At 69.8% G+C, this 14,032-nt stretch carries 13 protein-coding genes; 4 read left to right on the top strand and 9 right to left on the bottom strand.

Annotated features, from left to right (window positions below):
- Positions 1 to 10: 10 nt before the first annotated feature.
- The 3 genes from AB0M02_RS05780 (at position 11) to AB0M02_RS05770 (ending at position 3,637) form a co-directional block, all read left to right on the top strand.
- Complete coding sequence (locus AB0M02_RS05780) at positions 11 to 1,939, top strand: GMC family oxidoreductase (protein WP_364221967.1); 1,929 nt, start codon at positions 11 to 13, stop codon at positions 1,937 to 1,939.
- A gap of 62 nt (positions 1,940 to 2,001) precedes the next feature.
- Positions 2,002 to 2,907: a helix-turn-helix domain-containing protein gene (locus tag AB0M02_RS05775; RefSeq protein WP_364221964.1), complete on the top strand. Its 906-nt coding sequence runs from the start codon at positions 2,002 to 2,004 to the stop codon at positions 2,905 to 2,907.
- Between the two features lie 10 nt (positions 2,908 to 2,917).
- Positions 2,918 to 3,637 carry an SDR family oxidoreductase gene (locus tag AB0M02_RS05770; RefSeq protein WP_364221961.1) on the top strand — a complete coding sequence of 240 codons (720 nt, stop codon included), beginning with the start codon at positions 2,918 to 2,920 and terminating at the stop codon, positions 3,635 to 3,637.
- 118 nt (positions 3,638 to 3,755) lie between these two features.
- Here the strand turns inward: AB0M02_RS05770 and dgt are convergent, their stop codons facing one another.
- Complete coding sequence (gene dgt, locus AB0M02_RS05765) at positions 3,756 to 5,237, bottom strand: dGTP triphosphohydrolase (protein WP_364221959.1); 1,482 nt, start codon at positions 5,235 to 5,237, stop codon at positions 3,756 to 3,758.
- A 235-nt stretch (positions 5,238 to 5,472) separates the two neighbouring features.
- Here dgt and AB0M02_RS05760 point away from each other — a divergent pair, with 235 nt between their 5' ends.
- Complete coding sequence (locus AB0M02_RS05760) at positions 5,473 to 6,579, top strand: MBL fold metallo-hydrolase (RefSeq protein ID WP_364221956.1); 1,107 nt, start codon at positions 5,473 to 5,475, stop codon at positions 6,577 to 6,579.
- Between the two features lie 150 nt (positions 6,580 to 6,729).
- Here AB0M02_RS05760 and AB0M02_RS05755 read toward each other — a convergent pair whose 3' ends face one another.
- From AB0M02_RS05755 to AB0M02_RS05720, 8 genes are all read right to left on the bottom strand, one after another.
- The gene (locus AB0M02_RS05755; protein ID WP_364221953.1) at positions 6,730 to 7,251 is read right to left on the bottom strand and encodes an aminoglycoside nucleotidyltransferase; all 522 of its coding nucleotides are present in this window, start codon (positions 7,249 to 7,251) and stop codon (positions 6,730 to 6,732) included.
- Positions 7,252 to 7,733: 482 nt separating this feature from the next.
- Positions 7,734 to 7,961: a hypothetical protein gene (locus AB0M02_RS05750; RefSeq protein WP_364221950.1), complete on the bottom strand. Its 228-nt coding sequence runs from the start codon at positions 7,959 to 7,961 to the stop codon at positions 7,734 to 7,736.
- A 138-nt stretch (positions 7,962 to 8,099) separates the two neighbouring features.
- Positions 8,100 to 9,014 carry a diacylglycerol kinase family protein gene (locus AB0M02_RS05745; RefSeq protein ID WP_364221947.1) on the bottom strand — a complete coding sequence of 305 codons (915 nt, stop codon included), beginning with the start codon at positions 9,012 to 9,014 and terminating at the stop codon, positions 8,100 to 8,102.
- 80 nt (positions 9,015 to 9,094) lie between these two features.
- Positions 9,095 to 9,280 carry a hypothetical protein gene (locus AB0M02_RS05740; RefSeq protein ID WP_364221944.1) on the bottom strand — a complete coding sequence of 62 codons (186 nt, stop codon included), beginning with the start codon at positions 9,278 to 9,280 and terminating at the stop codon, positions 9,095 to 9,097.
- 42 nt (positions 9,281 to 9,322) lie between these two features.
- Positions 9,323 to 9,889, bottom strand: a complete 567-nt coding sequence (locus AB0M02_RS05735; RefSeq protein ID WP_364221941.1) for a GAF domain-containing protein — start codon at positions 9,887 to 9,889, stop codon at positions 9,323 to 9,325.
- A 111-nt stretch (positions 9,890 to 10,000) separates the two neighbouring features.
- On the bottom strand, positions 10,001 to 11,275 hold the full coding sequence (locus AB0M02_RS05730; RefSeq protein WP_364221938.1) for a hemolysin family protein: 1,275 nt from the start codon (positions 11,273 to 11,275) through the stop codon (positions 10,001 to 10,003).
- A 154-nt stretch (positions 11,276 to 11,429) separates the two neighbouring features.
- The gene (locus AB0M02_RS05725) at positions 11,430 to 12,347 is read right to left on the bottom strand and encodes a DNA-3-methyladenine glycosylase 2 family protein (RefSeq protein ID WP_364221935.1); all 918 of its coding nucleotides are present in this window, start codon (positions 12,345 to 12,347) and stop codon (positions 11,430 to 11,432) included.
- Positions 12,348 to 12,702: 355 nt separating this feature from the next.
- Positions 12,703 to 14,001 carry a Pecanex-like protein 1 gene (locus tag AB0M02_RS05720; RefSeq protein WP_364221932.1) on the bottom strand — a complete coding sequence of 433 codons (1,299 nt, stop codon included), beginning with the start codon at positions 13,999 to 14,001 and terminating at the stop codon, positions 12,703 to 12,705.
- Positions 14,002 to 14,032: the final 31 nt, after the last annotated feature.

Genomic DNA, 14,032 nt, shown 5'->3' with positions numbered 1-14,032 from the left:
AGGTAATGCGATGACGCATGACGATAGAGGTCATCGCAGCGAAGGCCGGCGCAACGGGAGCAGGCGCAACGGAAGCCGGCGCAACGGAAGCCAGCGCAACGGAAGCCAGCGCAACGGGAGCCGGCGCAACGGGAACCAGCTCAACGAGGCACAGCTCAACGAGGCTCAGCGCAACGGGACTCACTACGACGTCGTGATCGTGGGCAGTGGCTTCGGTGGCAGCGTCAGCGCCCTTCGACTGGCCGAGAAGGGCTACCGGGTCGGCGTACTCGAGGCCGGCCGTCGTTTCACCCCCGACACCCTGCCCAAGACCTCCTGGGATCTGCGCAACTTCCTCTGGGCGCCGAAGCTGGGCCTACGCGGCATCCAGCGGATCACGCTGCTCAAGGACATCATGGTGCTTTCCGCGGCCGGCGTCGGCGGCGGCTCACTGGTGTACGCGAACACGCTCTACGTCCCGCCCGCGCCCTTCTTCGAGGACCCGCACTGGTCGGGTATCACCGACTGGGCGTCCGAACTGTCCGCCGCCTACGACCAGGCGTCCCGGATGCTCGGCGTCACCGAACAGCCGTCGATGACCCCGCCCGACGTCGTCTTCAAGCAGGTCGCCGAGGACATGGGAGTGGGGCACACGTTCCGGCGTACCCCGGTCGGGGTGTTCTTCGGTGAGCCGGGCAAGACGGTGCCCGACCCGTACTTCGGCGGCGCGGGCCCGGACCGGACCGGCTGCATCGAATGCGGCAACTGCATGATCGGCTGCAGGGTCGGCGCCAAGAACCGTCTCGACGTCAACTACCTGTACCTGGCGGAGCGGGCCGGCGCGGTGGTGCACCCGAACACCGAGGTGACGTCGCTGCACCCGACAGATCTGAGCCCGACGGATCTGCACCCGACGGCTCTGAGCCCGACAAATCTGCACCCGACGGCTCTGCACCCGACGGCTCTGAGCCCTGCCGACACCGACGCCGACCCCGCAACCACAGGGCGTCCCCCGGCCGGGAGCGGCTGGCGGATAGAAACCACAAACGGCGTCTTCACCGCCGACCAGGTGATCCTGTCGGCCGGGGCCCTCGGCACCCAGCGACTGCTGCACACCATGAAGGACACCGGCGTACTCCCCCGGCTCTCCGACCGGCTCGGCCGCCTGACCCGGACGAACTCCGAAGCCCTCGTCGGCGCCGCCACCAAGGACGTACCCGAGCAGCCCTTCTCGAACGGCATCGCGATCACCTCGTCGTTCCACCCGGATCCGCAGACGCACATCGAGCCCGTCCGGTACGGCCCCGGCAGCAACTCGATGGGCCTGCTCACGACCCTGCTGGTCGACGGCGGCGGGCGGATCCCCCGGCCGCTGCGCTTCATCGGGCAGGCGCTGCGGCACCCCGTGGTGCTGGCGCACTCGTTGTCGGTGCGACGGTGGAGCGAGCGGACGATCATCGCGCTGGTCATGCAGACCGCGGACAATTCGCTTACGGTTCGGCGTACCCGCCGGGGACGGCTCACGACCTCGCTCGGGCACGGCAAGCCGAACCCGACCTGGATCCCGGTCGGGCACGAGGCGGTACGCCGCATCGCCGACCGTATCGGCGGTTACGCGGGCGGCACGGTCGGCGACGTATTCGACATCCCGATGACCGCGCACATCCTGGGCGGCGCCACGATCGGCGCGACCGCTTCCGAGGGTGTGGTGGACCCGTACCACCGGGTTTTCCGCTACCCCGGCCTGCACGTCGTGGACGGCTCGGCGGTCCCAGCGAACCTCGGCGTCAACCCGTCACTGACCATCACGGCGATGGCCGAGCGTGCGATGTCACTCTGGCCCAACAAGGGCGACGAGGACCAGCGGCCACCGCTCGGAAACGCCTATCAGCGGGTGGCTCCGATCGCGCCGCGCACCCCGGCGGTGCCGGCGCACGCACCTGCCGCACTACGCCTGTGATCCACTCAATGCCGGCGGCGCCCAGGTCCGCGGCGCTTACCAAAACGCCCCTGATCTCACACTTGGAAGCGATACCGAACCAAGCGCCGCCGAACCAAGCGCCGCCGAACCAAGCGCTGCCGAACCAAGCGCTGCCGAACCAAGCGCCGCCGATCCGGGATCCGTGCGAGACGATCTCCCGGCGCCCACACCACCGGCTACGCGGTCACGTCCTGTCGCTCAGCGGCTTCCGCACCAACGCACCGATCGCGCATCGGATCCTCCCCTGCAACATCCCGGTACTGATCATCGACATCACCGGCGCAGCCCGAGTCGCCACCGGCGCCTCCGCGATCCCCACGATCGAACGAGACGCCTTCTGGGGACACGGCATGACAGTCGGCCTCACACCTGCCGGAGTCTCCGCGCTGCTAGGCATGCCGATGCGTGAGCTCATCGGTCAGACCGTACCCATGCCTGCATTTACCGCCGAACTGGCCGAGCGCCTCGCCGTGATCCCGGACTGGCCCGCACGCTTCGCCCTTCTCGAGGAGTGGCTGGAGAACCAACTCCCGCCGTGCTCCAGGCCATGCGTCCAGAAACCATGCGCCCAGAAACGATGCGTCCAGAAACCATGCGCCAAGAGTCCAGACACCGAGGATCCGCTGATCACCGAGGCATGGTTCCGGCTGCAGCGCCCGAACGCCCCACGCGTCGCTTCGGTCGCCGCATCACTGGGCATCAGCCGACGCCGTCTGGAGACCGGCTTCCAGCGTCAGATCGGCCTCCCGCCGGGCACGGTCGCGCGCATCGCGCGCTTCCAGCGAGCCGTCAGCATGATTGCGCTGGGTGCGGCGCTTCCGCAGGCAGCGTTTGATTCGGGGTACGCCGACCAGCCGCACTTCACCAGGGATGTGCACACGATGTCCGGCCTCACCCCGTCCGCCCTCCGCGCAAACCTTCAAGACGCCCTGGGACGGGGGTCCTAGCGTCGTCCCCATGACGCTTACCGGCAAGACCGCACTCGTCACCGGCGGCTCCCGTGGCATCGGCCGCTCCATCGTCCGGCGACTCGCCGCCGACGGTGCAAGAGTGGTCTTCACCTACCACGACAGCAAGGCCGCCGCCGAGCAACTCGCGGGCGAACTCCCCCACGTCACAGCCGTCCAATGCGACCAGGCCGACCCGAGCACCCTCCCGGCGATCTTCGAACCGGTCCGCGACGGCCTCGACATCCTCGTCAACAACGCCGCCGTGGCCGCCTCGTCGCCGATCGCCGAGCTGACCGCCGAGGACTTCGACCGGACGATGACGATCAATGCCAAGTTCCCGCTGCTCGCCATCCGCGAGGCGATCCCATTGCTCCGCGACGGCGGCCGGATCATCAACATCTCCACCCTGAACACCGTCGTACCCGCGCCGGGTCTCGCCCTCTACTGCGCGAGCAAGGCTGCCCTGGAACAGTTCACGAAGGTCGCCGCACGCGAACTGGGCGCCCGCGGCATCACCGTCAACACGGTCTCCCCCGGCGCCACCGACACCGACATGCTGCGCGGTGCCAACCCGCCCGAGGCACTCGAACGGTCAGCCGCCCTCACCGCCCTCCAGCGACTCGGGCAGCCGGAAGACGTCGCCGCCGTGGTCGCCTTCCTCGCCGGCCCGGACTCCCGCTGGATCACAGGCCAGAACCTGCGCGCGACCGGCGGCCTCCTCGTCTAGCCGCCAACCAATGCTCGGAGATCCAACACTCAGAGAAGCCACGCTTAGAGAAGCCCTGCCCAGCGAAGCCCCGCCCAGCGAAGCCCCGCCCGCCGAAGCCCGCTCAGAGAAGCCCCGCTCAGAGGACGAACGCGTCAGTCCACAACTGCCGGGACCGGCCGGACAACGCCTCCATGAGCCCCACCGCCTGGCTGTCCGTCAACCCTGCCACGAAGTCCACCACCGCCCGCCCGCGAGCGCGAGTAATCCGGTCCGGCGTATCCGTGGGCAGCTCCGCCTCCGCCAACTCCACCAGGTCCCGCAGGCGGCGCGGCAGGCGCAGGGCCTCGTCCGGGTCCGTTATCCAGGCCAGCAGCGCCTCCACCAGCGAAGCCAGCAGCCGCGCCTGGCCACGCTGGTGGAGCGCCAGGTCCGGGCGCTCCAGCACGAACCGGTTCTGCACGAACTTGAGGATCTGCACCTCGTGCCACTGCGCCCGGGACAGCTGTGCATGCCCGCTCCGGATGGCCGGCTGGCCCACCATGTCGATCGACTCGACCAGGCGCCGCGTCCAGTTCGCCGAGAACGCCGCCACCCGGGCCTCCGCCTCCAGCGACCCGTCGAACGGACGCGCCAGCAGCCCGTCCACCAGTTCCGCCCGGACCAGTTCGACAGCGTCCGCAAACGCCTCGTCGTCCGCGATCCAACCGTCCTTGCGGCGTAGCTGCCTCCGCAGTGACTCGATGGCGCCACCCGCCCGGTTCAGGTCCGTCTCCGAGCGCCAGCGCTGCCAGGCCATCAACTCCGCGGCCACCGCACCCTGCTGCAACACACCGACCCGGTGCACATCTTCAAGATCATGGATTGCGTACGCGATATCGTCCGCCGTATCCATCACCGAAGCCTCGACGGTCTGCTGCCAGTCCGCGACCCGCCCGGCGAACGGTGCCCGGGCCGCACGCATGTCCCCCACCTCCGTGGAGTACGCGCCGAACTTGAGCGAACCACCGTCCGGATCGTCGGGTACAGCCGCCGCACCTCGGGGTGGCGGATCCATGAACCGCGGGTGCGGGTCCGGATGGTTGCGCCGCGTCCACGGGTACTTCAGGATCGCCGCGCGCGTGGCATTGGTCAGGTTGAGCCCGATCAGCGCCAGACCCGTCGTCGCCTGACCTCGAATCTCCGTACTGGTGACGATCCGGTACGACTGCGCGTTCCCCTCGAACCCGTCCCGCAGCCCGAGCCGGCTGCGCGCCAGCCGGTCCAGCACCCGCTCACCGAGGTGCCCGAACGGCGGGTGCCCCAGATCGTGAGCGAGCGCCGCCGCCTCCACCACGTCCGGGTCACAGCCGCCCAGCTTCTCCGCCAGGTCCGGCTGATCCCGCTGGAGCCGCTCGGCGATAGCCCGCCCCACCTGCGCAACCTTCAGACTGTGCGTGAGCCGGTTGTGCACCAGCAGACCCGCACCGCCGGGGCTGATCACCTGGGTGACGCCCGCCAGCCGAGCCAGAAACGGCGAACTGACGATCCGGTCCCGATCCACCCGAAACGGGCTGGCCGCGAGGTCACCGGGCGCCACCAGACTGTCGCCGAAAAGGCGCTGGGCACGTGGATCGTCCATCCCCGGAGGCTATCGCGGAGATAGTCGGGGACTGTCAGCGCGGGAGGCCAGGTCGGGAGGGCGGGTCGGGAGGGCGGGTCGGGAGGGCGGGTCGGGAGGGCGGGTCGGGAGGGCGGGTCGGGAGGCCAGGTCGGGAGGGCGGGAGCGACAGCGCGAATGTCATACCCGTCACTTGCTGAGGGGAGGCTGAGGGGCGCGCTGGCAACAACGGCCCTCATCCGGTCAGACTTGGTTCATGGCGAAGCGCGCACGTACCCGTACAGTCTTGGCTCTGGCACTTGGCGCCGCTGCGGCGGTCTGGGCCGCCCGCGACGTGCCCGCCCAGCTCGGCGCACGGGCTCGCGGCGCCCGTCGCGCCCGGATCGAGGCCTCGCCGCAGTTCGCCGGCGGCAAATTCCGCAACACCGTCCCGGCCAGCGAGGTCACCGCCGCCTCCGTGCCGCGCCTGGCCGCCGCCGCGGCCACCGGCCGCGATGCCCGCCGCCCGCACCAGCCGGTCCCCGTGGTCGCCCCCGCGCCCGGCGCGGACGCGCAGGGCCTGCACGTGACCTGGTACGGGCACTCGTCCGCCCTGGTCGAGATCGAGGGACGGCGCATCCTGCTCGACCCGGTGTGGAGCGACCGCTGCTCCCCGTCCCGCCTCGCCGGCCCTCGCCGTCTGCACGAACCGCCGCTGCCCCTGCGCGAGCTGCCGCCGATCGACGCCGTGCTGATCTCACACGACCACTACGACCACCTTGACATGGTCACCATCCAGAACCTGGTGGACCTGCAGGCCGCGCCGTTCCTGGTGCCGCTGGGTGTGGGAGCGCACCTGGAGCGCTGGGGCGTACCCGAGACCCGCATCATCGAGCTGGACTGGAACGAGACCGCCAAGGTCAACGGCGTCGAGTTCATCGCCACTCCCGCGCGCCACTTCTCCGGCCGCGGTCTGAGCCGCGACGAGACCCTCTGGGCCAGCTGGGTGATCAACGGACCGACCCGCAAGGCGTTCTACTCGGGCGACACCGGCTACTTCCCCGGCTTCGCCGAGATCGGCGCGAAGCACGGTCCGTTCGACGTCACGCTGGTGCAGGTGGGCGCATACGGCGAGGCCTGGCCGGACATCCACATGTTCCCGGAGGACGGTGTCGCGGTGCACGTCGACGTCCAGGGCGGCCTGATGATTCCCGTCCACTGGGCGACGTTCAACCTGGCTCTGCACGACTGGGCAGAGCCGGCCGACCGGACCTGGCGAGAGGCAAAAGCCAGAGACGTACGCCTGGCGATCCCCCGCCCCGGCGAACGCGTCGACGTGGACAACCCCCCGGCGGTCGACGGCTGGTGGCAGCAAATCGTCTAGCCCAGCAATCGTCTAGCCCAGCAATCGTCCAGCCCAGCAATCGTCGAGCCCACCAGATCGTCGAGCCTCGGCGGAGCGTCCAGCTCAGTCGGCTCTATGCGAAGGCCTCGGCCCTATGCGAAGGCGTCGGGTCATGCGAAGGCGTTGGCTCTATGCGAAGGCCTCGGGCAGTTCGAGGTTGAACTTGTGGCAGAGCAGCGGGACGTCGTGGCGGTCGGCGGCTCGGGGTGGGTAACCGGTGTGCCAGCGCACCGCCCACTCCGCCGCCTCGCAGCGCACCGGGCGGCCGGCGATGACCCCGCGCCCCTCCAGCGCCGAGGCGGGGAACGTCTCGCCGTCCAGCACCGAGCCGTAGTGCAGCCGGCCGTCCGGCAACCGCTCGTAAAGGTGCAGGTCGATCCGGGTCCGGGCGCCGTCGTGGAGTACGAAGTTCCACGGCCGGTCACCCGGCCACGGGAAGACCCGGTCGATGCCGCGGGCAGCGAGAGCGCGGAAGAGCCACTCGAGGTGCGCGGCGGGCAGCCAGAGATCCAGGTCGGAGTGCTCCCGGGTCTGCTCCTCCAGCAGCGCGTCCACGGCCCAGCCACCACCGACGCAGACGTCGACACGCGGAGCGTCGAGCGCGCCGAGCAGATCGGCCACCTCCCCGGCGGTCATGACGAACCGCGGCATCAACCCTCCCGTCACACGTGAGCGTCAGAAAATCGCAGTCGACGGCAGCGCGGCATCGGCCGTTCGGCCCAGCCGGAGCAGCCAGCACCGAGCTGGGCCGTCACGGGGGAGGCAGCCTGACCGGAGGCAGCCTGACCGGAGGCAGCCTGACCGGGGGCCGCCGCGCGGGGGGCAGCCCTGCGGAAGCCGCCATGCGAGAGCCATCCTCAACCGAGGGCCGCCCCGCAGGGCCTCCTCCGGGGGGCGACCACGCAAGGGCTGGGCTCCCGCAAAGCACAAGCCCGCGCGAAGGGCTTGGCCGCCACGAGGCGAAAGCCCTTGCGAAGGGCATGGCCCCCACGAAGCGAAGGCTCCCGCCGCGAACGGCTTTGCCGCCGCGAAGCGAAAGCCCCCGCGAAGGGCTTGGCCCACGAAGCGAGAGCTCCCGCGAGGCAGTGGCCCCGCGAAGCGCAGACCCCCGCGAAGCGCCATTCTCGGACGGGTCAGCGGGACATCTCGAAGCCGGCCATCAGCAGGCCGGCGATGATGACGGCCACGCCGGCGGCTAATCGGGCCGAGTGGGACCAGGCCAGCTTTCGGCCCGGGCGGGCCGAGTAGCGGGCGGAGCGGACCTCACGCCAGGCCGCGTGAGTTCGCCCCGCGCGGTAGGCGACGAGTGCGCCGCCGGTGGCCAGCAGCGCACCGACGTAGCCGTTCAGGTGTCGCGTCACAGGAACCCCCTGGAGTCGAAACTTCGAATGGTGACAGCCAGTTTCGGGGTGGGCGCGCTCCCCGATCCGGAGGATTCACGGACGCGAATGTGGCCTTTCAGTCATCGGAATGGTTGGACTGATCGGCATTAATCTGCACTAATAGGCACTAATCGGCTCGCGCGGGACGCAGATCTGGACCGCGGCGGGCACCACCTCGGCGGAGAACTTCCTGGTCCGGGCGCGGGCGCCCCCGTCGAGCTCGTACTCGAGCTTCGACTCCAGCCTGACGTCCACGCGCCGGGCCCGGGTCGTGCGGACGAAGGGTGAGCTGTCCGACCGCCCCACCGCCATCGTGCCGAGCGCACGCGCCCACTGCAGGGCTCCCTGGGCGGTCGCGACGCCCACGTCCAGCCAGCCGTCGTCCGGCGCGGCGTCGTCGAAGGCGCGGATCCCGCCGGTGATCTTTCCGACGTTGCCGATCAGCACGCAGCTGGCCTCGTCGTCGAACCACGGCTGGCCGTCCACCTTGATCTTGGCACGCGGGGCTTCGCCGTTGACGTGCCGAATACCGGTCCAGACGTACGCCAGCTTGCCCAGCCTGTCCTTCAGAGCGCCGTCCGCGTCTTTGATCATCGCGCCGTCGAAGCCGACGCCGGCCATCACCGCGAAGTGCTCTCCGGCGAGCCGCCCGAGGTCGTAGTGGCGGCGCTCGCCGTGGAACGCGATCTCCACGGCGCGTTCCATGTCGGTGGGGATGCCCAGGTTGCCGGCGAGCAGGTTGCCGGCGCCGGCCGGCATGATCGCCACCGGGATCTTCCGGCCGCCCTTCTCGTGGGCGAGCACGTCCAGGGTGCGCTGGACCATGCCGTCACCGCCCCAGACGACGAGCAGGTCAACGCCGGCCTTCACAGCCTTGCGGACCTGCTTGGGCGCCTTGCGGCTCTTCGGGACCTCGAACCAGAGCAGGTCCTCGACGCCCTGGCCGGTGATCCGGCGGCGCAGTTCGTCCAGGCCGCCACCGAGGTGCTTCCGCTGGTGGGCAACGACGGCGATCGTGCGAGGGGTACGCATGAGGCCGCCGTTACCCGGTAGCGAAAGTTTCCAACCGTCAGCACTGATCAGACAACAGTGATCAGACAACAGTGATCGGATCAGCGGAAGCCGAACCGGCTGCGCTTCTTGCGGCCGAACACCGTCTGCGCCGTGTCCGCACCCTGGCGCAGCATGCGGGTGAGCCGGTTCGCCCCGCGCTTGCGTTCGATGCGCTCGCTGAGCTTGCGCGCACCGGCAGCGCCGAGCGGGACGAGAACGGCCGTCAGGATCATCTTGCGTGCCAAGTTCCAGATCATGAGTACTCAAGTACCCATAGATGACCGGTTCTAATTGACCGTGTCTCTCATGCGCTGTTCGGCCGCGGCACTGCGGATCACCATGAGCCGCAGCTCCAGCTCGTCCGACACGATCGAGGCCAGGTGTTCCAGCGCCTTGAGCTGACGCTGGTTGGCCTCCCGGGGCCGGCTGTCGATCACGTTGACCGTGCCGAGCCGGTACCCGTCGTGGGTGCGGATCGGCGCGGCGGCGTAGAAGCGCAGGCCCAGATCGCCGCGGACGAGCGGATGTTCGAGCGTACGGGGGTCGACGGCCGCGTTGTTGATCACGTAGACGTCGTCCTGGGCGATCACTGACGCACACAGCCCGGGTTCCTTGCCGACCTCCCGTACGCCGGACAGCCCCTGACACGCCGCCAACCAGACCCGATCCTGCTCGACCAGCGACACCGTCGCGATCGGAGTCTCGAAGATGGCGCCGGCCACGAAGGCGATCCGGTCGTACGCGTCCTCGACCGGCTGATCGACCAGCCGGTATCGGCGCACCGCCTCGAGCCGTGCCTGCTCCTGCGGTCCTACGTTGTCCAGATATTCGTAAGCGTTCGACGACACTGTCATGGATGCGAGCCTATGGGCTAACAGTCCACATGCAACCGTTCCATCAGGGGAAACCGTGTCCCTCGAGTGTCCGAGGAGCACGAATCGCACAAGCTGTCAGTCACGGGCCAGTCAGTCGGGGGCCGGCAGCGCACGCACCCGAACCCGCGTGATCGCCCGCCCGGTCACCTCCACGACCTCGGCGGTGAACTCGGGCAGAGTCACCGACTCACCCGGTTCGGTCGGGATGTGCCCAAGCGCCGCCAGCACCATCCCGGCGATCGTCGTGTAGTCGCCCTCCTCCGGCGGATGGCCGTGGAAGCCGACGTCCGGCAGGTCGTGAATGGGGAACGAGCCGGGCATCAGTAAGGCGCCGTCCGGTTCGCGTACGGTCGCCGCCACGTCCCGGTCCGTCTCGTCGTAGATCTCCCCCACGATCTCCTCGACCAGGTCCTCCACCGTCACGATGCCGTCGATCGCGCCACGTTCGTCGACGATCAGGGCGAGCGGCTGGCGTTCGGTGCGCAGCTGTTTGAGGGCGTCGGACACACGCAGCGTTTCGGGCAGGAACAACCCGGGCCGGGCCACATCGTCGACCGGCCCGTCGGCGCCGACCAGGTCGCGCAGGTGCACCACGCCGATCACGTCGTCCAGCCCGGCCGGGCCGACCACGGGTGCGCGGGAGTGCCCGCCGTCGATCAGCATGCGCAGCGCGTCCGGCGCCGGCATGCCGCTGGCCAGGCTGAGCACGTCGCGGCGCGGTACCAGGATCTCCCGCAGGATCCGGTCGGCGATCTCGAAGGCGCCGGAGATGATCGAGCGTTGCTCGGCCGAGAACTCCTGCTGCGCCGCCACCATGTCGCGGATCTCCTCGGCGGTCACCTCCTCGCGCTGGGCGGTCGGGTCGACGCCGGCGAGCCGTACGACGCCGTCGGTGACCTTGCCGAGGAGCCAGACCGCGGGCCGGGAGAACGCCGCCAGCAGGTCGAGCGGCCGGGCCATCAGCAGCGCCCAGGCCTCGGCGCGCTGCATGGCGATCCGCTTCGGGGCGAGTTCGCCGAGGACCAGGGTGACGAACGTCAGCACCATCGTGAGCAGCACCGTGGAGACCGGCTGCGCGGCCTTGCCGAGCACGCTCAGGTGCTCCTCCAACTGCTCGGAGAACGACTTGGCGACGACCGCGGAGGCCAGGAACCCGGCCAGCGTGATGCCGATCTGGATGGTGGCGAGGAAGCGGTTCGAGTCGCGGGTCAGCCCGGCCAGCACCCGGCCGCTGCGGGACTCACGCTCCAGGCGCTGCACCTGGCTGTCCCGGAGCGAGATCACCGCCATCTCGCTGCCGGTGAAGACCGCGTTGAGCAGGGTCAGCACCAGTACGAGAAGGATCGGACCGATGATGCCATCCATTCGCGCGCCCTCCGGACGAATCGATCATGCCGGACAACGTTAGCGATCAGGGAGGAAGCACGCGCGCCGCAGCACCGGAAGGAGCAGCACCGATAAAAAGCAACACCGATATGGAACAGGACCGGTAAGAAGCAGGACCGGTAAAGAACAGCGGTCAGAAGCGGGAGAAGGAGCGCACCGGCATCCTGGGACCGAACCTCGGCGCGCCGAGACCGCCGAGGGCCAACAGCTCGCACACCCGGCCACGATGTCCCGCGAACGGCGCCAGCAGTTCCAGCATGCGCTCGTCGGTGCCACGGGCCTCGCCCGCCAGCGCCCAGGCCACCGTGTTCGGGATGTGGAAGTCGCCGACGCTGACCGCGTCCGGGTCGCCGTAGGTGTAGCGAACGGTTTCGGCCGCGGTCCACGGTCCGATGCCGGGCAGGGCGGTCATCCGCGCGGTCGCCTCGGTCGAATCCGCGCACCGCTCCAGCCGGTCGGCCACATGGGCGGCACGCAGCAGGGCCTGCGTGCGGCGCTGCTCGACACCGAACGGGTGGAAGACCCAGTAGGGGGTGGCGGCCACCGCGGCCGCGTCGGGCGGGAGCACCAGCGCGGGTCCACCGGGCGGGACCGGCGCCGGCTCACCGAAGTGGCGGCAGATCGCACGGTACGCCCGATGCGCCTCCTTTCCGGTGACCTTCTGCTCCAGGACAGCTCGCAGAAGGCGCGGGAAGAGGCGGCCGGTGGCGGGCAACCGTACCCCGGAAAAGGTTTTGGCCAGACGCCCGACCAGCGGATGCCGCCCGGAAAGGGTGAGGAAGTCACCCAGATCGTCGCGGAGGCCGGCGACCGCGTCCGCATGGTCGGCGATCCACCGCGCGCCAGGTCCGTGGCCGGTTGCGGTCAGATCCCCGCCGGCGCGGGCCAGGTGCAATGCGGCAGGACCTTCAGGGGTACGCGACGCGAACCAGAACTCGCCGTCCCGCAGCACGCCGCACGGGTCGTGCTTGGGCACCAGGAGCGGCCGCACCGAGGCGCCGAACTGATACCGCTCCGGCGGTGTCAGACGCCGGACCACCGGGGAGGTCACCGGGCAACTATGCCACCGGCGCCCCGCGAGAGAACAGCTGCGAGAGAACAGCTGCGAGGTGGAGGGTGCGACGGGCAGGCCGATGGCCCTGACCGTGCTCCGGGGTCAGGGCCATCGGTTGGTGAGCGGACACCCGAGAAAGGTCCGATCACCCGGGACGGAGCGGTTGCCCGGTGGTGGCCGGGCTGCCTGTCGCGTAACCGTCCGGCAGGGGGAGGGACGGCCGGCGGTACCGAAGGGGGGTCCCGGGCCGAGCGCTCGCGCACTCGGCCCGGTCCGGTACCGACGAAGCGGCAGTGCTCCGCTTGTGGTGCTTTGGTTCTGTGGTGCTCTGGTTCTGTGGTGCTCTTACCTGTTAGCGGACGCGGACCCGGACTGAGTCGAAGGCCGGCGTCTGGTTGGCGCGCTCCATCATCGGGATACGGTGCGAACCGTCACCGGCCCACGAGGAGCACTGGAAGTTACCGGCCTGCGGCAGACCCGGCACCTGGATGGCGACGGTGTCCGGCTGAGCGCCACCGCGGCTGTCCTCGGTCGCGACGAAGAACGCCGGGACCGGCTCCGGGGCGGGCGCCGCGTTCTGGCTGTCCAGGATCCGGCAGGCACTGTGGAAGTGACCGCGGACCAGGCCGTTCTGCAGAACGCTGCTCTCCACGTAGTAACCGCCCTGACCGGCCGCGAGGAAGCGGTCACGGATCAGGTTCCGGGTGCTGACCTGGATGGTGAACGGCTGGTTGACCCGCACGTTCCGCGGCGCGTTGGTGATCAGCAGCGTCGGGTTGTTCGCGGCGGCGCCGACCTCACCGAACTCGGTGGAGACGCAGCGGTTACCGCGCTGGAAGCCGTCGTGCGCCTCCAGGTTCGAGGTGTCGCAGCTGTTGGTCAGGATGCCGAGGCCGGCACCGGGAGGCGGAGTGGTCTGACCCGGGTCGGGCTGGTCCTGGTCGCCACCCTGGTCGCCACCCTGGCCCTGGTCACCGCCCTGGTCACCGCCCTGGTTGTCACCACCCTGGTCGCCGCCCTGGTTGTCGCCACCCTGGTTGTCGCCACCCTGGTTCTGGTCGCCACCACCCTGGTTGTCGCCGCCCTGGTTCTGGTCGCCGCCCTGCTCGCCACCCTGGTCCCCGCCCTGCTCGCCACCCTGGCCCTCTTCGGCCGGGGCGGAAGCGCTCGGGTCAGCAGCCGGGTCAGCCGGCGCGGACGGGGAAGCAGCGCCGCCACCGTTGTTGCCGCCGTTGTTCCCGCCGTTGTTTCCGCCGTTGTTTCCACCATTGCCGCGGCGACGGTTGGTGGTCGCCTCGGTGGCCTCTTCGTTGGCGACGTTGTTCATCACCCACTGACGGCAGCGGGCACGCACCTCGGCGGCGGTGGCGACATCGCCGGCACCGTCGTCCGCGTGCTGTGTTACGCGGCCGTTGTTCGTGGTCCAGGTGCCCCGCCGGGTCTCCGTGGAGAGCCTGGTCTGGTTCGGGGCGGCCAGGTCGTCACAGGCGGCCAAGGCCCTTTTCGTCGTGCGGTCGGTGCTGGCGTTCGAGACCTGGGTCACGGTCACGATGCCGCCGAACGCCACCACCGTGGCCGCGACGGCGATGATGCGGCGCCGACCGCTGAACCACGTCGGGGAACTGGCGCGCCGGTACTTTGACCTTCGCATGGGTGACACCTTTCTTGGTCGCCGTGGGCGA

Origin of the sequence: Actinoplanes sp. NPDC051861 (assembly GCF_040681145.1) — a bacterium.
GTDB lineage: Bacteria > Actinomycetota > Actinomycetes > Mycobacteriales > Micromonosporaceae > Actinoplanes.
This window is presented reverse-complemented; position numbering and strand designations above follow the sequence as displayed.